This window comes from Nonomuraea mangrovi, assembly GCF_042681425.1.
Taxonomy (GTDB): domain Bacteria; phylum Actinomycetota; class Actinomycetes; order Streptosporangiales; family Streptosporangiaceae; genus Nonomuraea; species Nonomuraea mangrovi.
In genome coordinates, this window is sequence record NZ_JBHUFV010000055.1 from 66661 (window position 1) to 92120 (window position 25460).

At 69.8% G+C, this 25460-nt stretch carries 23 protein-coding genes; 13 read left to right on the forward strand and 10 right to left on the reverse strand.

Features of this window, described 5'->3' with window-relative positions; all coding sequences use genetic code 11:
• The first annotated feature begins 93 nt into the window (after positions 1–93).
• The 6 genes from ACFSKW_RS37165 to clpB all read left to right on the forward strand — a co-directional run bounded on the left by ACFSKW_RS37165 (position 94) and on the right by clpB (position 8224).
• A complete protein-coding gene (locus ACFSKW_RS37165; RefSeq protein WP_379578010.1) occupies positions 94–513 on the forward strand; it encodes a hypothetical protein in 420 nt (139 codons plus the stop codon).
• 1113 nt (positions 514–1626) lie between these two features.
• Positions 1627–3492: a molecular chaperone DnaK gene (gene dnaK, locus ACFSKW_RS37170; RefSeq protein WP_379578012.1), complete on the forward strand. Its 1866-nt coding sequence runs from the start codon at positions 1627–1629 to the stop codon at positions 3490–3492.
• A gap of 2 nt (positions 3493–3494) precedes the next feature.
• Complete coding sequence (gene grpE / locus ACFSKW_RS37175) at positions 3495–4088, forward strand: nucleotide exchange factor GrpE (protein ID WP_379578014.1); 594 nt, start codon at positions 3495–3497, stop codon at positions 4086–4088.
• 24 nt (positions 4089–4112) lie between these two features.
• Entirely contained in the window at positions 4113–5297 is a 1185-nt protein-coding gene (gene dnaJ / locus ACFSKW_RS37180; protein WP_379578016.1) for a molecular chaperone DnaJ, read from the forward strand.
• 4 nt (positions 5298–5301) lie between these two features.
• Complete coding sequence (locus ACFSKW_RS37185; protein WP_379578018.1) at positions 5302–5652, forward strand: heat shock protein transcriptional repressor HspR; 351 nt, start codon at positions 5302–5304, stop codon at positions 5650–5652.
• Positions 5653–5656: 4 nt separating this feature from the next.
• Positions 5657–8224, forward strand: coding sequence for an ATP-dependent chaperone ClpB (gene clpB / locus ACFSKW_RS37190; RefSeq protein ID WP_379578020.1), 2568 nt, complete (start codon positions 5657–5659; stop codon positions 8222–8224).
• A 52-nt stretch (positions 8225–8276) separates the two neighbouring features.
• Here clpB and ACFSKW_RS37195 read toward each other — a convergent pair whose 3' ends face one another.
• The 3 genes from ACFSKW_RS37195 to ACFSKW_RS37205 are packed head-to-tail and all read right to left on the reverse strand — an operon-like array spanning position 8277 to position 13136.
• On the reverse strand, positions 8277–11606 hold the full coding sequence (locus tag ACFSKW_RS37195) for a helicase HerA domain-containing protein (protein ID WP_379578022.1): 3330 nt from the start codon (positions 11604–11606) through the stop codon (positions 8277–8279).
• The gene (locus ACFSKW_RS37200) at positions 11603–12229 is read right to left on the reverse strand and encodes a hypothetical protein (RefSeq protein ID WP_379578024.1); all 627 of its coding nucleotides are present in this window, start codon (positions 12227–12229) and stop codon (positions 11603–11605) included. The genes ACFSKW_RS37195 and ACFSKW_RS37200 overlap by 4 nt, the downstream gene beginning before the upstream one ends.
• Complete coding sequence (locus ACFSKW_RS37205; protein ID WP_379578025.1) at positions 12171–13136, reverse strand: endonuclease domain-containing protein; 966 nt, start codon at positions 13134–13136, stop codon at positions 12171–12173. Before ACFSKW_RS37205 ends, ACFSKW_RS37200 begins: the two co-directional genes overlap by 59 nt.
• Positions 13137–13384: 248 nt before the next feature.
• Between ACFSKW_RS37205 and ACFSKW_RS37210 the strand changes: the two genes are divergently transcribed.
• Complete coding sequence (locus ACFSKW_RS37210) at positions 13385–14014, forward strand: hypothetical protein (protein WP_379578027.1); 630 nt, start codon at positions 13385–13387, stop codon at positions 14012–14014.
• Between the two features lie 301 nt (positions 14015–14315).
• Here ACFSKW_RS37210 and ACFSKW_RS37215 read toward each other — a convergent pair whose 3' ends face one another.
• Positions 14316–14813, reverse strand: a complete 498-nt coding sequence (locus tag ACFSKW_RS37215; protein WP_379578028.1) for a tetratricopeptide repeat protein — start codon at positions 14811–14813, stop codon at positions 14316–14318.
• A 196-nt stretch (positions 14814–15009) separates the two neighbouring features.
• Between ACFSKW_RS37215 and ACFSKW_RS37220 the strand changes: the two genes are divergently transcribed.
• Positions 15010–15330 (forward strand): hypothetical protein, encoded by a 321-nt coding sequence (locus ACFSKW_RS37220; RefSeq protein ID WP_379578029.1) that lies wholly within the window; start codon positions 15010–15012, stop codon positions 15328–15330.
• On the opposite strand, the gene ACFSKW_RS37225 is transcribed toward ACFSKW_RS37220, so the two are convergent.
• The 4 genes from ACFSKW_RS37225 to ACFSKW_RS37240 all read right to left on the reverse strand — a co-directional run bounded on the left by ACFSKW_RS37225 (position 15302) and on the right by ACFSKW_RS37240 (position 18772).
• Complete coding sequence (locus ACFSKW_RS37225) at positions 15302–15973, reverse strand: TetR/AcrR family transcriptional regulator (RefSeq protein WP_379578030.1); 672 nt, start codon at positions 15971–15973, stop codon at positions 15302–15304. The genes ACFSKW_RS37220 and ACFSKW_RS37225 overlap by 29 nt on opposite strands.
• Positions 15974–16037: 64 nt before the next feature.
• Positions 16038–16802 carry an alpha/beta fold hydrolase gene (locus tag ACFSKW_RS37230; protein ID WP_379578032.1) on the reverse strand — a complete coding sequence of 255 codons (765 nt, stop codon included), beginning with the start codon at positions 16800–16802 and terminating at the stop codon, positions 16038–16040.
• Between the two features lie 33 nt (positions 16803–16835).
• Complete coding sequence (locus ACFSKW_RS37235) at positions 16836–17909, reverse strand: CapA family protein (protein ID WP_379578033.1); 1074 nt, start codon at positions 17907–17909, stop codon at positions 16836–16838.
• Positions 17910–17923: 14 nt separating this feature from the next.
• Positions 17924–18772, reverse strand: coding sequence for a helix-turn-helix transcriptional regulator (locus ACFSKW_RS37240; RefSeq protein ID WP_379578035.1), 849 nt, complete (start codon positions 18770–18772; stop codon positions 17924–17926).
• Positions 18773–18841: 69 nt separating this feature from the next.
• Here ACFSKW_RS37240 and ACFSKW_RS37245 point away from each other — a divergent pair, with 69 nt between their 5' ends.
• Positions 18842–20242 (forward strand): MFS transporter, encoded by a 1401-nt coding sequence (locus ACFSKW_RS37245; protein WP_379578037.1) that lies wholly within the window; start codon positions 18842–18844, stop codon positions 20240–20242.
• A 126-nt stretch (positions 20243–20368) separates the two neighbouring features.
• Positions 20369–20578, forward strand: coding sequence for a DUF6082 family protein (locus ACFSKW_RS37250; protein WP_379578175.1), 210 nt, complete (start codon positions 20369–20371; stop codon positions 20576–20578).
• An 85-nt stretch (positions 20579–20663) separates the two neighbouring features.
• On the opposite strand, the gene ACFSKW_RS37255 is transcribed toward ACFSKW_RS37250, so the two are convergent.
• A complete protein-coding gene (locus tag ACFSKW_RS37255) occupies positions 20664–20888 on the reverse strand; it encodes a DUF397 domain-containing protein (protein WP_379578039.1) in 225 nt (74 codons plus the stop codon).
• Between the two features lie 53 nt (positions 20889–20941).
• Entirely contained in the window at positions 20942–21805 is an 864-nt protein-coding gene (locus ACFSKW_RS37260; RefSeq protein ID WP_379578041.1) for a helix-turn-helix domain-containing protein, read from the reverse strand.
• A 585-nt stretch (positions 21806–22390) separates the two neighbouring features.
• Here ACFSKW_RS37260 and ACFSKW_RS37265 point away from each other — a divergent pair.
• The 3 genes from ACFSKW_RS37265 to ACFSKW_RS37275 all read left to right on the forward strand — a co-directional run bounded on the left by ACFSKW_RS37265 (position 22391) and on the right by ACFSKW_RS37275 (position 25432).
• Positions 22391–22570 carry a hypothetical protein gene (locus ACFSKW_RS37265; RefSeq protein WP_379578043.1) on the forward strand — a complete coding sequence of 60 codons (180 nt, stop codon included), beginning with the start codon at positions 22391–22393 and terminating at the stop codon, positions 22568–22570.
• A gap of 1 nt (position 22571) precedes the next feature.
• Complete coding sequence (locus ACFSKW_RS37270; RefSeq protein ID WP_379578045.1) at positions 22572–23210, forward strand: hypothetical protein; 639 nt, start codon at positions 22572–22574, stop codon at positions 23208–23210.
• A 125-nt stretch (positions 23211–23335) separates the two neighbouring features.
• On the forward strand, positions 23336–25432 hold the full coding sequence (locus tag ACFSKW_RS37275; RefSeq protein ID WP_379578047.1) for a molybdopterin-dependent oxidoreductase: 2097 nt from the start codon (positions 23336–23338) through the stop codon (positions 25430–25432).
• Positions 25433–25460: the final 28 nt, after the last annotated feature.

The following is a 25460-nucleotide window of genomic DNA, read 5'->3' on the forward strand; positions in this document are numbered from 1 at the left end:
GGCCCATAGCGGCGATGACCGGAGAGTGAACCGGGTCGTGGCGAGATCCGTCATACGGATATGCGGACAACAGCCCTTGTGGCCGGGTGCCTGATGCTGACCGTGAGCTGCGGCGCGGCCGCCACCGATACGGCAGACCGCGCCAACCCCCACCAACCCGTCACCGCCCAGCCGGTGATCACCACGCCTTCCCAGTCGCCCACCCGGCCGCCGAAGCAGGTCAAGCCGGTCGGCGACACCGTGAACACCCGGAAGGTCGCCTTCACCGACGCCAAGGCCAAGGGCCGTCAGGTCAAGCTCGTGTGGTGGTCGGGCGTCGAGCCGTGCACGGTGCTCGACAGCGTGAAGGTGAAGGAGACGTCCAAGCGGGTGACCATCACCCTCTACGAGGGCACGGCGGCCAAGGCCAAGAACGTCGCCTGCATCATGCTGGCCATCGAGAAGACCACGACGGTCAAGCTGAAGGCCCCGATCGGCAAGCGCAAGATCGTCGACGGCGGCAAGCAGCGCTAGCCCGATTCCGCCGATCCGAGCTCGAGCGGTAGCACGATCCTGCCGGTCTCTCCCGAGCCGGAGCAGTGGACGTTTCAGTGGAGCTCATCCGAGCCGGAGCGGCACCGCGTTCCCGCGAAGCTCACCCGAGCCGGAACGGCACCGCGTTCCCGCGAAGCTCACCCGAGCCGGAGCGGCACTGCGTCCCCGCGGCGGCGGCCAGGAGACGTGGGAGCCGCATCGCATTTCCGCGGAGCTCATGCGAGCTGGAGTGGTAGGCGGGCGACGTCCCGTGTGTACCACCGGCCGGTCCACCCGCTCGACGGCGTCGTCGGGCGGGTCGGCGTGTCCCAACGCCGCTGCCGGGCGCGCCCGCGCGGGGACAGGCCGGCGAGAATGACCATGACGCGACCCTCGGCTCCGCCCGCACGACCCGACCTGCTCGCCACGCGCACCCGATGCCGGGACGCGACGCCGTGTGGGAAAACCGTGTCCCAGACAAGGGACCTTCGCCCGAGGCTCGCACGACCCGGACGCTCGCCCAGCGCACCCGATGCCGGGACAGGACGCCCGGAGAACCATGACCCAGGCGGGCAACCGACCTTCAGCCGCCGCCCACACAACCCGGACACTCACCCAGCGGACCCAGCGCCTGGGCTCGGCGCGGAAGAGCGTGACCCAGGCGAGGGAACGTCGGCCGCCGCCTGCACGGCCTGGCCCACCAGCCCGGCGGGCCGACCGGTCGGCGGGCTGACGGGCCGGCGGATCAGGATTGCCGACCTCAACACACCCCACCGCACAACCTCCGTCGGGGTGACGGTCGCCGGTAGAGGTTCCGGCGGGGATCGGCGGAGATACTGCCGGGGCCTGGATCGGCGGGAGGTACTGCCGGGGTCCGGACCAGCCGGCGGACGCCGTCCCCAGGGGACGGGTTGACCGTCCTGGTCTGAGGCGTGGGGAACTGTCGTGGCAGCGCGTCTCGTTCGGCATCGTGAGTCATCCGTTTTCCCGAAAGTCGGGAATGCCGACGCACGCACCCAGGTTGAGTCGGATAGGCTCAACTCGTTTGACAAACCACCCGGCGGTTCGTACGTTGAGCCTACCAAGCTCAACTTTGACTACAAGGACGTACTCATGGCACGTGCGGTAGGTATCGACCTGGGGACGACCAACTCCGTCGTCTCGATCCTCGAGGGCGGTGAGCCCACCGTCATCGCCAACGCGCAGGGCTCTCGGACCACGCCGTCCGTGGTCGCCTTCGCGAAGAACGGCGAGGTCCTCGTCGGTGAGGTGGCCAAGCGCCAGGCCGTCACCAACGTGGACCGGACGATTCGCTCGGTCAAGCGCGAGATGGGCACCAACTGGTCCCAGGAGATCGACGGCAAGAAGTTCTCCCCTCAGCAGATCAGCGCCTTCGTCCTGCAGAAGCTCAAGCAGGACGCCGAGGCCTACCTGGGCGAGAAGATCACGGACGCCGTGATCACCGTTCCGGCGTACTTCAACGACTCCCAGCGCCAGGCCACCAAGGAGGCCGGCACGATCGCGGGCCTCAACGTGCTCCGCATCATCAACGAGCCGACCGCCGCGGCCCTCGCCTACGGCCTCGACAAGGACAAGGACCAGACCATCCTGGTCTTCGACCTCGGCGGCGGCACGTTCGACGTGTCCCTGCTCGACGTCGGCCAGGAGGACGGCCACGGCTTCGTCGAGGTGAAGGCCACCTCCGGTGACAACCACCTCGGTGGCGACGACTGGGACCAGCGTGTCGTCGACGAGCTGGTCAAGCGCTTCCAGAACGCGCACGGCGTCGACCTGGCCAAGGACAAGATGGCCCTCCAGCGCCTCCGCGAGGCCGCGGAGAAGGCCAAGATCGAGCTGTCCAGCCAGGCTGAGACCAACATCAACCTGCCCTACATCACCGCCTCCTCCGAGGGTCCTCTCCACCTGGACGAGAAGCTGACCCGCTCGGAGTTCCAGCGCCTGACCGCGGACCTGCTCGAGCGGACCAAGGGCCCGTTCCACCAGGTCATCAAGGACGCCGGCATCAAGGTCGCCGACATCGCCCACGTGGTGCTCGTCGGTGGCTCGACCCGTATGCCCGCCGTGTCCGAGCTGGTCAAGGAGCTCACCGGCGGCAAGGAGCCCAACAAGGGCGTCAACCCCGACGAGGTCGTCGCCATCGGCGCCGCGCTGCAGGCGGGTGTGCTCAAGGGTGAGGTCAAGGACGTCCTGCTGCTCGACGTGACCCCGCTGTCCCTCGGCATCGAGACCAAGGGCGGCATCTTCACGAAGATCATCGAGCGCAACACGACGATCCCGACCAAGCGCTCCGAGGTCTTCACCACGGCCGAGGACAACCAGCCGTCGGTGCAGATCCAGGTCTACCAGGGCGAGCGCGAGATCGCCTCGTACAACAAGAAGCTGGCCACGTTCGAGCTGACCGGCATCGCGCCGGCTCCGCGCGGCATCCCGCAGATCGAGGTCACCTTCGACATCGACGCCAACGGCATCGTCAACGTCTCCGCCAAGGACCTCGGTACCGGCAAGGAGCAGACGATGACGATCACCGGCGGCTCCGCGCTGCCGAAGGACGACATCGAGCGCATGATGCGCGAGGCCGAGTCCTACGCCGAAGAGGACAAGAAGCGTCGCGAGGAGGCCGAGGTCCGCAACAACGCCGACGGCCTCGCCTACCAGACGGAGAAGTTCCTCCGCGAGAACGACGACAAGGTTCCCGGCGAGATCAAGACCGAGGTGAACGACGCGCTCGCGGAGCTGAAGAAGGCTCTCGAGGGCACCGACACCGACGTGATCCGCAACTCGGCCGAGAAGCTCGCCACGGTCAGCCAGAAGATGGGTTCGGCGATCTACGCTCAGAACCAGCAGGCGGGTGGCGCCCCCGAGGGTGACACCGCGCAGGCCAAGGCCGAGGCCAACGCCGACGACGACGTCGTCGAGGCCGAGATCGTGGACGAAGACCAGCCCAAGAAGGACCAGTGACGATGTCTGACCCGCGCGATAACGGGCCCGAGACAGAGCCGGTGATCCGCGACAACCGCAAGATCGACCCCAAGACAGGCAAGGCGAGGACCGTATCGGAGGAGCAGGTCCAGGCCGCTCCTCCGGCGGACGCCGCGCCGGCCGCCGGCGGTGACGCCGGTCTCCTGGCCGAGCGCACCGCCGACCTGCAGCGTCTGCAGGCGGAGTACACCAACTACCGCAGGCGGGTCGAGCGCGACAGGGTCGCGGTGCGCGAGCAGGCGGTCGCCGGGGCACTCTCCGAGCTGCTGCCGGTCCTCGACGACATCGGCAGAGCCCGCGACCACGGCGAGCTGACCGGCGGTTTCGCCAAGGTCGCCGAGTCTCTGGAAGCTGTCGTCACCAAGCTGGGGCTGACCTCGTTCGGTCAGAAGGGCGAGCCCTTCGACCCGACCGTCCACGAGGCGCTGATGCACAGCTACTCCTCGGAGGTGACCGAGCCGACCGCCATCGAGGTCCTGCAGCTCGGCTACCGCATCGGCGACCGGGTGCTGCGTCCCGCTAGGGTCGCGGTCGCCGAGCCCGAGGACGCCCCGGCCGCGTCCGACGAAAACTAAGAAACCCCCGAAAGGACGCCATAGATGAGCACCAAGGACTACCTGGAGAAGGATTACTACGCCGTCCTTGGTGTGCCCAAGACCGCCACCGCCGACGAGATCAAGAAGGCCTACAGGAAGCTGGCCAGGCAGTACCACCCTGACGCCAACCAGGGTGACGCCGCCAAGGAGGCCAGGTTCAAGGAGATCTCCGAGGCCAACGACGTGCTCTCCGACAGCAAGCGCCGCAAGGAGTACGACGAGGCGCGCACGCTGTTCGGGTCGGGCGTGGGCGGGCCGCGGCCAGGCGGCGGTGGCGGTGGTTTCCCGTTCGACTTCGGCGACCTGTTCGGCGGCACGGGACAGCAGAGCGGAAGCACGAGCGAGCGCATCGGCGACCTTTTCGGGGGACTGTTCAACAGGGGCGGCGCGGGCGGCTCCCGCACCACGGGCACGACGACCAGGCCGCGCCGCGGCCAGGACATCGAGTCCGAGGTCACGCTCACCTTCACCGAGGCGGTGGAGGGCCACACCGTCTCGCTCAGGCTGACCACGTCGTCGGCGTGCAAGGCGTGCAGCGGCACGGGAGCCAAGGCCGGCACCACCCCGCGGGTCTGCCCGACCTGCGAGGGCACCGGCGCGGCCAGCCGTAACCTGGGCAACTTCGCCTTCTCCGAGCCGTGCCGCGACTGTAAGGGCCGGGGTCTCCTCGTCGACGACCCGTGCCCCGTGTGCGACGGCAGCGGCAGGGCCAAGAGCACCCGCACCATCCAGGCGCGCATCCCCGCGGGGGTGGCCGACGGACAGCGGGTCAAGCTCAAGGGCAAGGGCGCGCCGGGCGAGAACGGCGGGCCGGCGGGCGACCTCTACATCCAGACCCACGTCAAGCCGCACGCGGTGTTCGGGCGGTCGGGCGACAACCTGACCATCACCGTGCCCGTCACCTTCACCGAGGCGGCACTCGGCGCGGAGATCAAGGTGCCCGTCCTCAAGGGCATGCCTGTCACTCTGCGCATTCCGGCGGGCACGCCCAACGGCCGCACCTTCAGGGTTCGCGGCAGGGGGGCCACCCGTAAGGACGGCACCAAGGGCGACCTGCTCGCCTCGGTCGAGGTGCTCGTGCCGCAGGAGCTCGACGACAAGTCGCGCGAGCTGCTGAACGAGTTCCGTACGGCCACCGCGAGCGAGGACCCGAGGGCCGACCTCATCCAACGTGCCAGGAGCGAGTAGGCCGATGGACGCCAACTACTTCAACCTGTCGGACGAGACACCCGTCTATGTCATCTCGGTGGCCGCGCAGCTGTCGGGTCTGCACCCGCAGACCCTCCGGCAGTACGACCGCCTGGGACTGGTCTGCCCCGGGCGTACGGCGGGGCGCGGCCGCCTCTACTCGATGCGAGACATCATCCAGCTGCGCGAGGTGCAGCGCCTGTCCCAGGAGGAAGGCATCAACCTCGCCGGCATCAAACGGATCCTTGAGCTGGAGAACGAGGCGCTGAGGCTGCGTGAGGAGGTCCACCGACTCAGAGCCGAGGTGTCCATGGTCAAAGCCCTGATCCGATACGAGCTGCCACCGGGGGCCTGAATACATGGACTACAAGCTCACCCAGAAGAGCCAGGAAGCGCTGTCGGTCGCGATGCGGCGGGCGGCCGCCGAGGGAAATCCCGAGATCGCACCGGCGCATCTGCTCTCCGCCCTGCTCTCCCAGACGGGCGGCACCGCCGTACCCCTGCTCGAAGCGGTCGGCGTCGATTGGAAGACGTTGCGCGCGAAGGTGGAGACCGCGCTGGCGGCCCTGCCGAAGGCGCAGGGCGCCACGGTGAGCGCGCCCTCCAGCTCACGGCAGCTGCTCACGGTGATCAACACCGCTGCGCAGCGGGCCAAGCGACTGGAGGACGAGTACGTCTCGACCGAGCACCTGCTGGTCGGTCTCGCGACCGACGGCGGCGAGATGGCCACGCTCCTGCAGGGGACCGGGGCCACGCCGCAGGCGCTGCTCGACGCGTTCGAGAAGGTGCGCGGGCACGCGAGGGTCACCAGCGAGACGCCCGAGGACACCTACCAGGCGCTGGAGAAGTACGGCGTCGACCTGACAGAGCGGGCCAGGAGCGGCAAGCTCGACCCGGTGATCGGGCGCGACTCCGAGATCAGGCGTGTGGTGCAGGTGCTGTCTCGCCGTACCAAGAACAACCCTGTGCTGATCGGCGAGCCCGGTGTCGGCAAGACCGCGGTCGTCGAGGGCCTGGCCCAGCGGATCGTCGCGGGTGACGTGCCCGAGTCGCTGCGCAACAAGAAGCTGATCTCGCTCGACCTGGGCGCGATGGTCGCGGGCGCGAAGTACCGCGGCGAGTTCGAGGAGCGCCTCAAGGCCGTGCTCTCGGAGATCAAGGAGAGCAACGGGCAGATCGTCACCTTCATCGACGAACTGCACACCGTGGTCGGCGCGGGCGCGGCCGAGGGCGCCATGGACGCGGGCAACATGCTCAAGCCGATGCTGGCGCGCGGCGAGCTGCGCATGATCGGCGCGACCACGCTCGACGAGTACCGCGAGCGCATCGAGAAGGACCCCGCGCTCGAGCGGCGCTTCCAGCAGGTGTTCGTCGGTGAGCCGTCGGTCGAGGACACGATCGCGATCCTGCGTGGGCTGAAGGGCCGCTACGAGGCCCACCACCAGGTGCAGATCGCCGACAGCGCGCTCGTGGCCGCCGCGGCGCTGTCCGACCGCTACATCACCAGCCGCTTCCTGCCCGACAAGGCCATCGACCTGGTCGACGAGGCCGCCTCGCGGCTGCGCATGGAGATCGACTCGCGTCCCGTCGAGATCGACCAGCTCCAGCGCAACGTCGACAGGATGAAGATGGAGGAGCTGGCGCTGGCGAAGGAGACCGACGAGGCCTCCATCCAGCGCCTCGAACGACTGCGCGCCGAGCTGGCCGACCGGCAGGAGGAGCTCAACGCCCTCGTCGCCAGGTGGCAGCGGGAGAAGGACGGCCTCAACAGGGTCGGCGACCTGAAGAAGCAGCTCGACGAGGTGCGCGGCGCCGCCGAGCGCTTCCAGCGCGACGGCAACTACGCCGAGGCGTCCAGGCTGCTGTACGACGAGGTGCCGCGCCTGGAGAAGGAACTGTCGACCGCCACCCAGGAGACCCCCGACCAGCAGATGGTCAAGGAGGAGGTCGGCCCCGACGACATCGCCGAGGTCATCTCCTCGTGGACCGGCATCCCTGCGGGCCGCCTGCTGGAGGCGGAGACGGCCAAGCTGCTGCGGATGGAGGACGAGCTCGGCAGGCGGCTCATCGGCCAGCGCGAGGCCGTCCAGGCCGTCTCCGACGCCGTACGGCGCACCCGCGCGGGCATCGCCGACCCCGACAGGCCGACAGGGTCGTTCCTGTTCCTCGGCCCGACGGGCGTGGGCAAGACGGAGCTGGCCAAGGCGCTGGCGGAGTTCCTGTTCGACGACGAACGGGCGATGACCCGCATCGACATGTCCGAGTACTCCGAGAAGCACAGCGTCGCCCGCCTGGTCGGCGCGCCTCCCGGCTACGTCGGCTACGAGGAGGGCGGACAGCTCACCGAGGCCGTGCGGCGGCGTCCCTACACCGTCGTGCTGCTGGACGAGGTTGAGAAGGCGCACCCCGAGGTCTTCGACATCCTGCTGCAGGTGCTCGACGACGGGCGGCTGACCGACGGGCAGGGCCGCACGGTCGACTTCCGCAACACGATCCTCATCCTGACCTCCAACATCGGCTCGCAGTACCTCGTCGACCCGAAGCTGGAGAACGGCGCCAAGCGCGACGCCGTGATGGGCGCGGTGCGGGCGTCGTTCAAGCCGGAGTTCCTCAACAGGCTCGACGACGTCATCCTGTTCGACTCGCTCGGCTCGGAGGAGCTGACGAAGATCGTCGACCTGCAGGTGGAGCGCCTCGCGCGGCGGCTCGCCGAGCGGCGGCTCGCCCTGAACGTCACGCCCGCGGCCCGCGACTGGCTGGCGATCACCGGCTACGACCCGATGTACGGCGCGCGGCCGCTGCGGCGGCTGGTGCAGTCGGCGATCGGGGACAAGCTCGCGAAGGCGGTGCTGTCGGGTGAGGTGATCGACGGCGACACGGTCCAGGTCGACCTGGGCGACGACGAGCTGACGATCGCCCGCGCCTGATCTGTTCGACGACCCGGCCCCGGATGCTCTCGTCCGGGGCCTTTTCGTGACGTCAGGCGCCGTCGGCCCGGGCCAGGGACAGGACCTCCTCGGAGGTGGGCGGGGACGCCGGATGGTGGCTGAGGCACATCGGCACCCTGATCCGGTGGAACCCCGCCCCTTCGGCCGCCACGTAGAACTGGCCGGCCCTCAGCCGCCCGATCTCCTGCGCCCCTCCGCCCTTCAACCTGGCCATCTCCTGCGCGGCCGCGATCTGGATCGGCGCGTTCAGGAAGCCGAAGAACTGCGTGGCGGCGTTACCGGGGATGTGGTTGTGCAGGCCTTTCGGCGCCTGGGTGGCGAAGACCAGGCCCAGCCCGTACTTGCGGGCCTGCGAGGCGAGCATCAACGTGCTGCCGGTGGCGGGGGTGGTCCTCCCCTGCGGGGCGAACGTCTGCGCCTCGTCCATGACCAGCAGCCCGCCCAGCGGCCTGTCGCCCGCCGGCCGCCGCCTGAACCAGGCGAACAGCCCGAGCTGCAGCCGGTTGACGAAGCTCTGCCGCTGACCGTCTTCCTGCAGCCCGGCCAGGTTGATCACCGAGACCCGCGCCCGGCGCCCCCGCTCGGGCGTCAGCAGCACCCCGGGGTCGACCGCGGTGCCCTCGCCGCCGAACATCGGGTCGTTGATGACCGCCGCGCGCAGGTTCTGCGCCGTCTCCGCGGCCAGCTTCGCCGCGCCGTCCAGGTCGCTGACCGCCTCGGGCAGCTCGGACAGCAGCGCGATCAGCCCTTCGAGCCCGTGCGAGCCCGCCCTCGCGTGGTAGGCCATCGCCTCCCTCAGCACGGCCTGGGAGCGCTGCGCCTTGGCCGTCGGCCCGTCGATCCTGGCCTTGGGGGCGAGGGCGGCGACCGAGGCGTCCAGCGCCAGGCGGAACTCGTCGGGGTCGTCGGCCAGGCCGCTCAGGTCGGGCAGCGGCTGGAAGGTGAGGGGGCGGCCGGTCTGCCTGCCGGGGGTCCAGACGACGACGTCGGTGTTCGCCAGGTAGGCGGCGGCCTTGCGCTGGTCGCCGTCCTCCCAGGTGGGCGGGGGCGACGGCCATGCCGTACCGAGGCGGGACAGGTCGTTGTTCGGATCCAGCACGATGGCGGAGACGCCCTGCAGCGCGCACTCCTCGATGAGCCTGCGGATCAGCACGGTCTTGCCCGATCCCGAGCCCGCGAAGATGACCGTGTGCTTCCTGAGGGCGGCCAGTTCGAGGCGCACGGGCGCGCCCGCGCCCGTCTCCCTGCCGAGGGTCAACGACCCGTCGTCCTCCGTCCGCCTGCCGACGGTCGACGACCGTTCCTTCCCCGGTTCCTGTGCGGGCTCCTCCACGGGCGCGGGCTGGTCGGGAGCCACGACGGACGGGCCCGTGACGGACGGGGGCGCGCCGGTCAAGTCCACGACCGGCGGGGCCGTGACGGACGGGGCAGTGGCACGCGGGGGCGCGGAGGACGGGGGTGTGGCAGGAGGAGGTGGGGAGGACAGGGACGTGGCGGACGGGCCTGTGGCGATCGGGCGGGTCGTGTCGAGGTCGTCCGCCGGGGCAGGCGGCTGCGGCTCCGTGGCCGGCCTGGTGAGGGCCTCGACCAGCAGCTTCACGTCATCGGCGGGCCGCCGGGCCGCCAGCCATTCCTGCAGGTGCGCAGGCTCCTCGTCGAGCAGCGCCCGCAGCGCCGACAGCGTCCGCAGATCCGCCTCGTCGACCCGCAGCACCCTGCCGCCCGCCGCCTCGAACGACGCAAGCGCCTCCTTCGTCTTGGGGCCGCCCGACCAGTCCTCGTTGCGCAGCACGAACAGCTGCCGCCTGGGCACCCCCTCACGCAGCCCCGCCGAGACGCACGCCGCCCTCAGCCGGTGCAGGGCCGCGACGGGACTCGTGCTGGCGATGCCCCTGAAGCACCAGTGCACCTCGTCCTCCGTCGCCTCGTCGAGCGTCAGGCGCAGGCGGGCGTGCAGCGGCGGCTTCCTGCTCGGCGGAGGGTCCTGGGCGTACCTGTGGGCCGCCGCGCCCCTGCCCGCCATCCAGGCCGTCAGCCCGGCCGACAGCAGCCCCGGCATGACGGCGTCCTCGGTCCTGGGATCCAGCGCGGGCTCGACTTCGGCGCTCTCCCTCAGCATGGCGAAGTGGGCGTCGAGCGCGGCCAGCCCCGAGGGGCCGACGTCGGACGGAGGGCTGGCCCCGCCGCCTCCGCCGTCCCCAGGCTCGTCCAGCCGGTCGAGCTCCCTGATCTCGCCCTCGGCGAGGCAGCTCTGGACATGCTTGTCGATCTTGATGAGGATCTGGCGCGGAGTCAGGCCGACTGCGCTGTCGAAGGCCTCTTCCCTCACCGGCCACGTCGGGTACGGCGGGACGAACCCCGCCCGCCCGAACCCCGCCGCGAAACGCCGCTCGACGATGGCCCTCGCGGTCTGCGCGTCCTTCAGCACCCTGAGCGTGGCCGGTTCCCTGAACCTGTCGCGGACCGTGGCGGTCGCCTGGTCGCGGATCAGCATCCAGGTGTGCGGCAGGCACGACAGCACGGTCAGCGTGCGCCTGGTGACGTCACGCAGGGCCATCAGCCCTCCGGCCACCTGCTCGACGACGGCGCCCTGCCCGTCGTCCACCAGGCGGGCGCTCGACTGCGCGACGAGCGCGTCGACCTGGTCGACGGCGATCACTGATGGGCCCGTCAGCGCCAGGAGCCGCGACAGGTCGCGTACCACCTCCTGCGGCGACCGGTAGACGCTGGTCAGCCCCCAGTCCTTGCCCAGCCCCTCGTCGGGGACGGACGACAGGTAGGCCTGGCCCGCGTCCTGCGCCGCCAGGTCGTCGGAGGCCAGCAGCACCAGCGCCCTCGCCGTGTCGTGCGCGTCCCTGAGGACGGTGCCGCCCTTGCGGCGCAGCGCCTCCACGAACAGATCGAGCGCCCTCCTGTCCAGGTGGCCCCTGCCGTCGACGGCCCGCCGTACCATCCTGGGCACGTCGGCGAGCTGGGCCAGCCGGTTCAGCAGCAGCCGCAGCTGCGACTGGCCGTCCTCGGCCGGACGCCAGAGGCTGTCGAGCATCGCGATCACGATGCTGTCCCAGAAGCTCCTGGCGTCCAGCAGGCCGACCAGGAAGAAGTAGCCGCCCTCCCGCTGCGCGTGCTCGCGCGCCCAGCCCAGCAGGTGGGTCTTGCCGGTGCCCCGCTGCCCCTGGATCACCACCCCGACCGGGCTGGCGTCGGCGCTCTCCTTCGCCTCCGTCACCCCTCGGCGCAGGTCGAGCGCGGCCATCGGGTGCAGGCTCTCCACGTGGTACGGCGAGGGCCGCCACACGTCGTCAGGAGCGTGGACGGCGTTGAGCCGCAGCGCGCCCAGCGCCTCCCATTCCGCCGTCATCGCGCGCCGATCGACAGGTAGTGCTTGTCCTGGTCGCCCACGGCCAGCGCCGCCCTGCGGTCCTCCGGCCTGAGCGCCTTCTGGTTGTCCTCGGGCACCATGACGACGTCGGGCTGCCTGTTGAGGCTGCGCAGCGCCTCGTCCATCACGTTCTGGGGCACGTCGGCCAGCCGAACGCGCACGTCGGTCAGGCTCACCCAGCCGCCCGGCTCGCGGGTCAGCTCGGCGTAGACGGCGCGCACCCTCGCCTCGACGTCCTGCACCCCGTCCTCCGCGGCCGCCTGCGCGGGCTGGAAGACGTCGCCGAAGCGCTGGTCCGTGCGAGACAGGAAACGCACGAGCCCGGCCAGCACCGCTCTCAGCGCGGCGCCGTTCGAGCCGGAGGTGACCTTCACGCCCGCACGGATCTCCTCGGCCAGCCGCGCCCACCCGTCGTCGGTCAGCACGTGCGCGAACGACCGGCCCCGTTTGTGGCTCTCGACCAGCTTGAGGTCGTTCAGGTGACGGCGGTCCTTGCCGTCGAGGGTGATGTTGTACCGCTCCTTCAGCTCCGGGTTGGTCACCTCATCGGCCTCGGCCATGAGGACGATCATCACGGAGATCTGCGGAACCGACAGTGCCATTTCCTACCCCTTCGTTGACGAACGCCGCGATCTCGCGGGCCACTGCCTGCGCGTCCGTCAGAACGGCGCGACTGGTGAAGCGCAGCACCACAAAGCCGTCCCGCGCCAGGCGCACGTCACGCCGCCGGTCCGACTCGAACGTCTCCTGCCTCAGGTGGCTGTCGTCGTCGATCTCGACGATCAGCCGCGCCTCCCTCCAGAGGAGGTCGACCCTGATCGGGTTGCTGAGCGGGTGCGAGGCGTAGACCTGGTTCCACTCCCTGCCGGCCGCCCATTCGCACCGCCTGAGCACGCTCTCCATGCGCTGCTCGGCGGGGCTCGCGTGATGTGGCCGCCCCTTCCTCGGCTCCCACGGCCCGCCTCGATCGGGCGGCGCGAGCCGGTCCTGCGGCACGGGTCCGTCGGAGGCGCGCGGCGGGGCGGATGGAGGGGCGGGAGCCGGGAGAGCAGCGGCCGTCACGGCCGGGGCCGAGGGGGCGCGCAGGACGCGCAAGCCCGTCCAGCGTTCGAGCCACTGGCAGGCCGCCGACAGCACGTCCGCCTCGCCCTGGCTCAGCTCGCCGCACGACGCGACCGCGATCGTCGAACCGGTCCCGATGACCCTGCCGAGGCCCGCCGCGCGCACCTCAGCGGAGAAGCGTGCCGTACAGGGGCGGCCTCTCAGCGCCGCCTCGGCCAGGTCGGCGAGGAACGGCCCGAAGTGCCCGTCCCCTGCCGCCAGCCGTACGGCGAGCACGCGCACCGCCCGCACCCCTGCGCCACCGGGGCCCGCGATGTCCTCGGCACCCGGTAACCACTGCGGGAAGCGGCGCACGGCGAGGTCCTCCATGTCGCGCAGCACCGCCGCCACCAGGTCGCCCACCCGGTGCGGGGCGGTCGCGGCGTGCGTGAGGACGACCGGCGGCACTGCGGAATCCCCTCATTCACGGACCATCCACTCTTTGCTGAAGCTATACGTAATCGCCCTCGCCGCGCGCCAGTGTTACGAGATGTTCGCGGCACGCGTCTCGATCATTAAGGGCTTCACCACCGTTGGCCCAAGCCGCGCCGCCCGCCGTGTCGTCGTCACTAGCTTCGTCTTTCGTCGGATCACCGAACACGATCGGGGGAACGTGCATGTCGAACGCATCACGGAGAATTCGGAGCGTCCTTGCGGTGGCCGTCCTGGCGACCGGCATGGGCATGGTCTCGGGGCCCGCGTCGGCGGGAGTCTGCGGGCAGCGGCTCGCGATCAACGACGGGACGACGTTGGCCTCGTTCTGCGACGAAGCGGCGGAGTTCAGGGCCCAGGCCACGCACACCTCGATGACCGTTCCCGCGAACTCCGAGGCGGCGATCGCGGCCGAGCAGCTCGCCAAGAAGCTGGGCCTGCCCGGCATGGCCCGCTCGACCGCGGTCTTCAGCGTCGCCGACATGGCCGGCGTGGCCGCGGGTGCGGGACATCCCTCGCTCCCCGCAGGGCTGCCCAGCGAGGCGGGCCTGCCTGAGACCTCGCATCTGGCCGCCTCGCCCGATCTGGGAGGGCTGCCTTCGCTGCCCAACGCCGACAAGCTCCCCGTCCTCCCGATGCTGCCGGCCCTGCCGCCGGTGTCCAAGCCCTTGCTGCCCGAGGCGATCGGGAAGACTTCCGTGAAGGCACCGGCCGACACGTCCGTACCGCTCGACGCGGTCGTCGGGGAGGTCAAGGAGCTCGTGCCCGAGGGGTCGCTGCCGCTGGACGACGTGTCGAGGGTGACAGGCACCGTGCGCGTGCCGGAGCTGAGCCCGATCCTCGACCAGGGCTGAGCGCCCGTTTCCGCCTGCCGGACAGGAGCGCGCCCTCCTGTCCGCGGGTCCACATAGATCAGGGCCGTGCCCCCTTTCCCGGGCACGGCCCTTCCCCGTCTCCGGCGCCCTGACCCTTCGGGAGGCCCTGGAGACGGGAACCCTTGCCATTGGAGCCTGAGAGCCCGCACCGTCGCCGACGGCCGAGGTCCTCGGGGATGACGGGAAGGCGAAACCCTCACCTGAGGCCGGGCGGCTTCAAACGTGCGCCTGACCGAGGAAGTCCGGCGTGACGAGGCTGGGGCGGAGTACGGCGGGCGGGTCAGGAGACGAGCGAGTCGAGTTCGTCCTCCGGCAGGCCCAGGTCGAGCCTGATGCGGTAGCGGGTGCGGAGCAGGGCGACGTGCTCGGGGTCGTCCTCGGCGCACACGAGCACCGCCTGGGTCGCCCACTCGAGGCCGCCCTGCAGGTCCCCGTACGCCACGAGCGTCTCGGCGATGTTGTGCGCCGTGGCGGGCGTCGTGGTGCCCTCCGCCCTGAGCGCCTCGATGACCTCGCGCGCCTCCCCTGGCCTGTCGAGCTCGAAAAGCGTGTCGGCGATGCCCGCCCGCGGATCGATCATCGACTCGCCGCCGTCCTCGACCGCCCGCTGGAAGCATTCGAGCGCCCGGTCCGGCTGCCCCGCCTGCTTCCACTCCTCGGCGGCCAGCGCGAAGATGGCCGCGCGCGAGATGTCGCCCGAGGAGTAGGTGAGGGCGAGCTCGCCGAGCTGCCTGGCCAGCGAACTATGGTCGTCCGCCAGAAGGGCCTGCTCGAGCATTCGATCAAGGTGCTCACGGGTCACATGCGCCACACCGCGAGACTACCGAGGTGGTCCCCGGTTTGCCTGGACAATGCACATCACCGCCAGTGCACAGCTTCGGCAACGATTCGTGCAAACCCCACTACACACCGCGTGTCCCTACAGGACCAAGGGCATATAAGGCTCACGTCATCAGGGGCGGAAGGGGCTGGGCATGGCCAAGCATTTCACCTTCATGATCGCCTGTGCAGCCGTGTTGTCGACCGTCATCCCGGGCGCCGCCGGATATTTCTCCGCCCGGATGGAGGCCGTGGAGTCGGCCGAGCGAAGAGTGGCGATGATGGAGGCGCGACTCGCGAACAAGATCGAGATGGTGTCGCTTCCCCGTCCCTGTTCCCCCGGTCCCGCCACCCGTCTGAAGGTGAAACGTCCCCCGTCGCGGGCGTTCGTGCCCGCGCCGGGGACGGGCGGCGAGCGGCATGCCCGCCAGGATCAGTCGGAGCCGATCACGCCTGGCGTGGCCGGCGGGGACTGAGCCTGCGCGACAGGAACGACCTGACGAGCTGCTTGGCGGCCTCGATGATGTCGGGCGCGCCCGCAGGGTCGCGGCGGAAGGCCAGCTTGAGCACGGCGTCGCCCGCCTCGACGGCCACCAGGATGGCGACGTCGAGCTCCTCGCTGTCGGCCAGGCCGTACTCCTGGAGCAGCAGCCCGCGCAGCCGGCCCGCGATCACCATGTTGTTCTCGGAGTCGGAGTCGAGCAGGTTGAGGTCGACGACGTCGCCGAAGTGGAGGCTCTTGAAGCCGGGAACGCTCCTGTGCATGGCGACGTACTCGTCGATGATCGCGTCGACGGCGTCCCACCACCCCCTGTAGTCCTCGTCGAGGAAGCGGGCCCCGACCCTGGAGACGAACAGCTCGACGTTGCGCCGGGTCAGCTCCTGGGTGATGGCCCGCTTGTCGGGGAAGAACTGGTAGACGGACCCGATCGCGACTCCTGCGCGTTCGGCGATGCGGGTCGTCGAGAGGGCTTCGTAGCCGACGTCGTCGAGCAGGTGGGCGCAGGCGTCGAGCATCCGCTCGACCCTGCGAGCGCTACGGCGCTGCGTGGGCTGACGGCGGAGCGGAGCGAGCTCGGTGCCGTCCTCGTCTACCGGCAGAGATGACACGGACTTCATCTTGCCCCCAATGCGCCGGGCGTCGCCGGGAAAACCGGGATTGTAGAACCGCGTGGAATGCCGCTCACGTTTTGTTCCGCGAGTCGACGAACTCGGCGACCAGCTTGGCCACCGCTTCGGGCTGCGTGCGCTGCGCCCAGTGGTCGGCGGCGATCCGTTCGCGCCTGAACACCGGCGCCCACTGCCGTAGCGAGGCGAGCAGCCAGGGCGAGACGAAGGGGTCGCGGGTGCATTCGATGAGCTGCACGGGCGTGTTCACGCGCGGGTCGCCGGGCCGTCGCAGGCGGTTGAGCATGTTGGCGCGGTAGAGGTCGAGCCCGTTGCGGGCGTCTGCGGCGGTGGCGCCGAGCGCGGGGGCGAGCGCGCCCATGACCAGCTCGGGGATCACCGGGAGCTGGAACCCTGCGATGTACCAGGACCGCAGCAGCTGCCCGAGCACCCGGGTACGGCCTGCCTGGCGGAAGAACGCGGCGGTCTGGTCGAGCCCGGGACCGCCGATCGTGGTGAAGGAGGCGAGCCTGTCGCTCCTGCCGGCCACGTACCAGCCCTGGATGGAGCCCCAGTCGTGGGCGACGAGGTGCACCTGGGGCTTGCCGACGGCGTCGAGCACGGCGTCCATGTCGGCGGCGAGCCGTTCGAGCCGGTAGCCGCTGACGGAACGGGGCGCGGAGGACCCACCGCTTCCCCGCACGTCGTAGCGGACGATGTGGTGGCCGCCTTCCAGCCGCCGGACGACCTGGTCCCACACGCGATGGTCGTCGGGGTAGCCGTGCAGGAACAGGATCGTCGGGCCGGCGGGGTCGCCCTGCTCGTAGACGGCTAATCGCACCTCACCGGAATCTATTAGACGCACGGTCCAAAGTTAACTGTCGGCCGGGCTCCCGGCCAGACCCGTGCACGAACGCAGGTCCTTCCAGCCGGAGACGGCCTGGATCCTGGCCGCCCCGGTCAGCGGGATCGGCACGCCGCCCTGGATGGTCGCGGGTGTCCACCTGTCCTTGATCACCTTGCGCCCGTCGATCGTGAGCGTGAGCACGCCTGTCCTGCCGGTCTCGGGGCCCCAGTTGTAGAAGACGAAGTTGCCCAGGCCGTAGTTGACGTAGGAGTTGCCGATGAAGCCGCTGCCGAGCAGGATGTGCGCGTGGCCGCCGACGATGACGTCCGCTCCGGCCTTGACCAGCTTGGGGGCCAGCAGACGCTGGGCGGGGTTGGGACACTTCTGCATCTCGGTGCCCCAGTGGAGGTGCACGATCACCGTGTCGGCGCTCTTGCGGGCCTGCCGTACCGCACGGATCAGGCGGGCCTCGTTCTTCGCCGAGGCCAGCCCGCCCTTGTCGCCCGAGGCGGTCCACGACTGGATGAACTCGGCGTCGAGCACCTGGGTGGCGCCGATGATCGCCACGCGGTTGCCGTTGACCGTGACGCGGTAGGGCCGGTAGGCCTCGGTCTCGTTCCTGCCGATGCCCACGACGGGGAACTTGGACCTTTTGATCGCGGCGAGCGAGTCGGTCAGGCCGCTCTCCATGTAGTCCATGCCGTGGTTGTTGGCCATCGAGACCACGTCCACGCCCGCGGCCTTGAGCGCCGTGAAGGCAGAGGCGGGCGCGCGGAAGGTGTACTGCTTGCCCGGCGCGGGGGTGCCGGCGGTGGTGATCGCCGTCTCCAGGTTGACCATCGCCAGATCCGACGACTTGAGCACCTTGGCGATCGGGCCGAGCGCGGTGCGCGGGTTGTTGAGTCTGCCCCTCAGCACGCCCTCGAAGTGCACGTCACCACCGAAGGAGATCGTGTACGGCGTGCGCTCCGGCTCCTGCGGCAGGCTCGGGGAAATCGTCGGCTTCTCCGCCACATCCGTGACGGGATCGCCTTTCGCCGCCGAACAGGCGGTCAGCGCGATCGCGACGCCAGCAACGGCCACAGCGCGGCTCGCTCTCATTCACCCTCCCGGTTTCAGGCACCGAGCATGCCATGCGCGCGCTCGCTGTGCGCGGTGAGCCACACCACGGCCGAATGTGTGGCCTCGTCGACCGGAGTGTAAACGATCATTCGGGTCTCGGGGGCGCCCGTGCAGTTGAACATGGTGCTCGTGAACCGCAGCCGCCCCACCATGTCGTTGTCGAACGTCTTCTCCCTCGAACGGGGGTCGGCCACGTCGTGGGTGGCCCACAGCCTGGCGAACTCGGGGCTGGCTGCCGACAGCCGCTTCACGAAGTCGCGCCACATGGGGTCGTCGGCGTGGCGGGTGTAGGCCCCGCGGAAGACGGCGACGCTGCCGTGCAGTTCCTGCTCCCTGTCGACGAGCGCGGTCCGCCACTCGGCGTTGACGAAGCACTGCCACAGCGTGTTGCGCTCCTCCTCGGGGGCGCCGACCAGTTCGGGGAAGAGCGCGGCGTAGGCCGGGTTCCAGGCCAGGACGTCATGGCGGCTCGTGCTGAACGACGCGGGCAACGGGCTGAGCCTGTCGATGATCTCCTGCATGGCGGGCGTGACGCGGGTGGAGTCGTGCACGGGGGCGGCGACGGCGTGTCCCGCCAGCAGGTAGAGCTGCTGGCGCTCGGCGGTGTCGAGCATCAGTGTGCGCGCGATGGAGTCGAGGACCTGCAGGCTGACGTTGATGGGCCGGCCCTGCTCCAGCCACGTGTACCAGGTGACGCCCACGCCTGCGAGCTGGGCGACCTCTTCCCTGCGCAGGCCGGGAGTACGCCTGCGGGTGCCGGGCGGCAGCCCCGCCATCTCGGGCGACACCCGTTCGCGGCGGGAGCGCAGGAAGGCCGACAGGTCATCGCGTCGCTTACTCATCCGGGTGCCACCAATACCGGGATAAATGGACTCTTTTTACTAGTATCCACCGTCCAGCACCGTAGTAGCATGACCCAAACCTCGGCCACGGCCACGGCCGCAGCGACGACCACGACAAGGAGCAGTGGCCTCCTCCTGGCCATCGTCCTGCTCGGCCAGTTCCTCGCCATCTTGAACGTCAACATCGTCAACGTCGCCACCCCCACGATCGAGGCCGACCTGCACTCGTCGGGCGCGGGGCTGCAGATGATCGTCGCGGGCTACACCATCACCTATGCCGTCCTGTTGATCACCGGTGCCAGGGTCGGCGACCTGTTCGGCTACCGCAACACCTTCCTGACCGGCTTGGCCCTGTTCACCTTGACCACACTCGGCTGCGGGCTGGCGCCGTCCACAGGAGCGCTGGTCGCCTTCCGCTTCGCGCAGGGCGCGGGAGCGGCGCTCATGATGCCGCAGGTGCTGACGCTGATCCAGCGCAACTACCAGGGCGAGGCGCGCGGCAGGGCGCTCGGCCTCTGGTCGGCGGTGGTGAGCGGGGGCATCGTCGTCGGCCAGGCGCTCGGCGGCATCCTGCTGGGATTCGGCGTCGGCTGGCGGATCGTTTTCCTCGTGCTCGTGCCGATCGGCGCGCTGCTGCTCGTCGCGGGGCTTCGGGTGCTCCCCGCCGACCAGGGCGGCGGCAGGGCGGGACTGGACCCGCTCGGCCTGGTCACGCTCTCCTCGGCGGTCCTGCTGGTCATCGTGCCGCTGGTGCTCGGCCGCGACCTCGGCTGGCCACTGTGGGGATGGGTGTCGATGGCGGCGGGTCTCGCGGTCTTCGCGCTGTTCATCCGCGTGGAGCGCTGGGTGACCGCCCGCGGCGGCCGTCCCCTGGTGGACGCCAGGGTCCTGCGCGCGCCCGGCATGCGGCCCGGACTCGCGGTGCTGCTGTTCGGCCCCGCCACCTGGGGGGCGTTCCTGTTCACCTCGGCGCTGCACCTCCAGGGCGAACTGCACCTGACGCCGCTGATGTCCGGCCTGATGCTGGTGCCGTGCGCGCTGGCCTTCGCCGCCGTCGGGCTGGCCTGGCCCAGGCTGCCGCAGCGGCTGCAGCGTACGCTCGTGCCGTTCGGGTACGTCATCGCGGCGCCCGCCTACCTCGGGCTGGCCGCCGCCTCGGGGGGCGGCCTGCCGTACGCGATCCTCAGCGCGCTCATCGGCGCGGGGCTCGGTGTGCAGATCGCGGTGACCAACATGGCCACCCAGCAGGTCGACGCCGCCTACGCGGCCGACGCCAGCGGCGCCCTGCTCACGGTCATGCAGCTGGGTCAGGTGATCGGCGTGGCCACGGTCGGCACGCTGTTCATCTCGCTGATGCAGGGACACACAGGACAGGCCTCCATCGGGACGGCCATCGCCCTGGCGGCTCTCGCCGCCCTTGCCGGGTTGAGCTCGGTCTTCCTCATCCGCCCGAAGGTCTCCCAGGCATAAAACCGCGTGATCTCGCGTGGAGGACACCACAAGGCTTCGCGCTGCCGGACTTCGGGTGACCAGGCCCGGCTCGCCGGTCAGCCCTCCTCGGGCGCAGGCCTTTTGGTGGAGTACGCGCGGCACGATGTGTTCGCGACGGAGGCGGGCAGGCGTTTCTGGGAGCGAACGCGTGAGCACAGGATGACGGTTGCGAAGAATCGCCGTCACGCGCGGTTCGCCGGAATCCTCGACGGCGTGTGGAAGGCCACGCCTGCGCCGACGCCGCGCACGGCGGCAGCGGCGCTGGTCGGGGTGCTGGTGTGGGTCAGGAGGGGCCGCGGCCGGCGTGTGTCATGATGTGAAGATCTTCTGCACTCGTCTTGCGGGCGGGCTGAAGTGAGCGGCCCTGAGGGTTGTGCCAGCAACCTGCCAGGGCCGTTCTTTATGCGCTCGCCGCAAGCGCGGCCAGGTCGAATTCGCCGTCGCGAACTCCGGCCGTGAAAGCGTCCCACTCGCTCGGGGTGAAGACCAGGACGGGACCGTCCTGCTCCTTGCCGTCCCTGAGCGCGACGCTGCCGTCGGCCAGGCTGGCGACCTCGACGCAGGTGGAAGCGCCGTTGCAGAAGCTGCTCTTCTGCCAGGCCGCCCTGGAGGTATCGATGTGCATTTTCTCCCCAAATGGGTAAAAGGGGCGCCATTGCCCCTGTTAACACTTCGTCGTCACCTTCTCCACATCATGGCTTTGCGCTGGATGAGGACGCGTGATTCGTTCTCGTCCAGGGCCTCCGACCTGATGTGGTTGAAGGCTGTTTCGTATCCAGCCACCAGCTCGAGGTCTTCGACGAAGCGTGCGTTGTAGAGCTGCTCCAGATATACAACATCGTCGAAAGCCGCGAACCGCAGATGGATGAAGGCGCCGGTGTTGACCGGATGGAGCGACTCCAGCGGCAGCACCTGGACGCACACATGAGGCAGGACGGACACCTCTATCAGGTGTTCCATCTGCGCCCGCATCACCGAGGGCTCACCGAAACGCCGCATCAGGGCCGACTCGTCCAGGACGACGTGCAGCGTGCACGGATCAGGTCTGTGCAGAACGCGCTGTTGCCTGGCGAGCCGGGCCTCGACCCGGCTTCGGACACCGCTGTGCGTGATGCGCACGATGCCGCGAGTGGCCAGGATGACCTCCCGCGCGTAGTCCTCGGTTTGCAGAAGGCCCGGCACAACCTGGGGTTCCCAGCCTTGTTGGAACCTGGCCTCCGCCTCCAACCCGAGGAATCTGGTGTACGCCCCGGGCAGGGTTCCTTCGTAATCTTCCCACCAGCCCCGCTGATACGCATCAGCCAACAATCCGAGCAGCTCGTCCAGTTTCGGATCGTCGACCTTGTAGAGCTTGGCCAGTGCCCTGACGTCGTCGGTGCTCGGCTTGGTCTTGGCGGCCTCGATCCTGCTCACCTTGCTCGGCGACCAGCCCAGCTCACTCGCCGCCCTGGCGCCCGTCATGCTCCTGCGCTCGCGCAGTTGGCGCAGCTCCTGGCCGAGCTTGAGCCTGCGCACCGTCGGGCTGCTCTGCTCTGGTGGCACCGTCCGCTCTCCTCATCGGGAACGAAAGTGTGATGGAGACCGTGCAAGTTGCACGGGGACTCGCACGAAGACTTGCCATAAGGCTTCCACGGGAGGACGGTGGGAGCAAGAGAGAAGCCCGCGAACGCGGGCGGACACCTTCGCTCCCGTCTCAGGCGTCACTGCAACGTCGCATGCAAGTTGCATCAGCTTATGCGCCGCATCTCCCGGCGGGAATTGCGAAGAAATTTGAATTTTCTTCCGCTGGAGCTATTGCCGCGGCCAGGTCACGGGAGGACGATCAGGCCAGGAAGGCGAGATGACGATACGCACACGGAGCCTTCCGCAGACGCTCCAAGCGCGGCCCACGAGGCCGCCCCTTCCGGCAACGGCGCCGTTCAGATAAAGGCGACACAGGTATTCAGCACGAAGCCGGACCGACGCCGATCCCGAATCGTCACACTGACGGGCTGCCACCCGGGTGACGGTCGAGCACTCAGCGCCCGGCCCGGCCAGAAGTCCACCTCAAGAATGCCGCGAAAGGGGTCTTCTATGTACTCACAAGGTACCAAGGGACTCAGCCGAATCAAGTCCCGGATCCGGGACATGGTCGCAGGGTGGATCGCACGGGCCGACAGGGACATCTGCATGGAGCCCGACGAGTTCGCCCACCGGCGCGGTTGGACCGTCAGCCGCACGGGATTCGGCTCCCGCCTGTACCGCGACCCGAGGTTCGACCAGCTCAAGGTGCCGCGCACCTCGCTGGTCCCCGAGGAGGTGTCGTGAGATGTCGCGCAATCCTCGGCACCAGGTTCACCCCGCCGTGGCGGACCTGCCGGCGGCGGAGCGCTCCAGCGCGCTGGCCAGGCTCTGGCGGATCCGCACCGAACTGCTGCTCGCCGTAGGGCTCGTCGTGGTCGTCGCGGGCGCTTTCGGGGGCGGCCGATGGGTCCCGTTCATCGCGCTCACCAGCGCGATCTCGATGCCCGCCGCCACCCGCGCGGGCCGTAACTGGCTCGTCGCGCACGTGTGGTGCGTCGCCTCCCGTCACCGGCTGCAGCGGGTCTGCCTGGAGACGACCATGCACACCCGGTCGGGCAGGATCCCGCTCGTCCTGTGGATCACGCCCACGGCCATGGGAGAGAAGGCGCTGGTGCTCACCAGGGCCGGCATCTGCGCGGAGGACTTCGAGGCCTTCGCGGGAGAGATCGAGGCGGCCTGCTTCGCGCGGGACGTCAGGATCCACAAGCACCGCAGGTGGGCTCATCTGGTGATCGTCGAGATCATCCGGCGCGAGGCGACCGCCGGTGCGGTGAGTCCAGGCCTCGAGCGGCTGTACGGCAGGAGCGGATGGGTCGCGTTGCGATCCACCCGCGCCGACATCGAGGAGCCGCCCGATACCGCCAGACTGCTCGTTCCCGCCTGATCCATCCAGGAGGGGGGCCGGGGTCTTCGGGGGACGAGATGCTCCCGAAGACCCCGGCTCCCGGGCCTTCCCACGGCCTGCCGTACGGGACAAGATGAGTTCAGATGACGAACTCAGGAGCAGCGATGACGACCGTGCACCGCACCTGCCCCCTCTGCGAGGCCGTCTGCGGCCTGACGCTCACCCTCGACGAGGGTGGCAACGTCACCAGCGTGAAGGGCGACAAGGACGACCCGTTCAGCAAGGGATTCATCTGCCCCAAGGGCGCCAGCCTCGGCCGCCTCGACGAGGACCCCGACCGCCTCAGCAAGCCGCTGGTCCGCGAAGGCGACCAGTGGCGCGAGGTGACGTGGGAGGAGGCCTTCGACACCGTGGCCCGCGCCATCGCGGCTGTGAAGGACCGCCAGTCGATCGCCGTCTACCTCGGCAACCCCAGCGCGCACACCATGGCGGGCGCGCTCTACGGCGCGCCGCTCATCAGGGCGCTCGGCACCAGGAACGTCTACTCCGCCAGCACGGCCGACCAGATGCCCAAGCACGTGGCATGCGGGCTGATGTTCGGCCACCCGCTGCGCATCCCCGTCCCCGACCTGGACCGCACCGGCTACCTGCTGATGCTCGGTGCCAACCCGCTCGAGTCGAACGGCTCGCTGTGCACGGCGCCCGACTTCCCCGGCAGGCTGAAGGCGATCAGGCGGCGAGGCGGCAAGGTGGTCGTGGTGGACCCGCGGCGCACCAGGACCGCGGCGCTGGCCGACGAGCACGTGTTCGTACGGCCCGGCGCCGACGCCTACCTGCTGTTCGGCCTGGTCCACACGCTGTTCGCCGAAGGCCTGACCGCGGTGTCGTGCGAGGTCAACGGCCTGGAGGAGGTCAGGCAGGCGGCCAGGCACTTCACCCCCGAGGTCGTCGCCCGCCGTACCGGCGTGCCCGAGGAGACGATCGTCCGGCTGGCCCGCGAGCTGGCCGCCGCCCCTTCCGCCGCCGTCTACGCGCGGATCGGCACCTGCACCCAGGAGTTCGGCACGCTCGCCCAGTGGCTGGTCGACGTGCTGAACACGCTGACGGGCAACCTCGACAGGCCGGGAGGGGCGATGTTCCCCATGCCGGCGACCGAGACGCCGAGGTCCCGCAGGCCGTACACCACAGGCAGGTGGAAGAGCAGGGTGCGCGGGCTGCCCGAGGCCAACGGCGAGCTGCCCGTGGCGACGCTCGCCGACGAGATCGAGACGCCTGGCGAGGGTCAGGTCCGCTTCCTGGTGACGGTGGCGGGCAACCCCGTGCTGTCGGCGCCCAACGGGGCCCGGCTGGACGAGGCGTTCGAGCAGCTCGACTTCATGGTCAGCGTGGACCCGTACCTGAACGAGACGACCAGGCACGCGACCGTCATCCTGCCGCCGCCGCGGGTCCTGCAGTCGGGGCACTACGACTTCGCGCTGCTGGGCTTCGCGGTGCGCAACTACGCGCGCTACTCGCCGCCCATCCTGCCGCTGGACGGTCGGCCGTCGGAGTCGGAGATCATGGCCAGGCTCACGATGATCGCCTCGGGACTCGAGGGCGACCTGGACGAGTTCATCATCGACCAGACGCTCCAGAAGGCCGGTGTGGAGCTCCAGTTCGACGGCGAGACGGGCGCCGAGCGCAGGCTCGACATGATGCTGCGACTCGGCCCCTACGAGCTTTCCCTGGCCAAGCTGCGCGAGAACCCCCACGGACTCGACCTCGGCCCGCTGGAGCCCCGGCTGCCCGGCGCCCTCCACACGGCCTCCGGGCGGGTCGAGCTGGCGCCTGCGCAGCTCCTGGAGGACGTGGAGCGACTGAGGGAACGGCTGGAGCACGCTCCTCCCGAGATGGTGCTGATCGGCCGCCGGCATCTGCGCTCGAACAACAGCTGGATGCACAACGTCAGCACGCTGGTGGGCGGCAGCAACAGGTGCACGTTGCAGATCAACCCCGCGGACGTGGCACGGCTCGGGCTCGACGGCGAGGCGGTGGTCACCTCGGCCACGGGACGGCTCACGGTGACGCTGGAGCCCACGGACACGATCATGCAGGGTGTGGTGAGCCTCCCGCACGGCTGGGGCCACGCGGGAAGCGCACAGGCGGTGGCCGCCGAGCATCCGGGGGTCAGCGCGAACACGCTGACCGACGACGCCGCGATCGACGTCCCTTCCGGCAACGCCGTGTTCAACGGGGTCCCCGTCACCGTCGAGGCGGTGTGACGAAGAACGGGCCTCCGTGATCATTGCG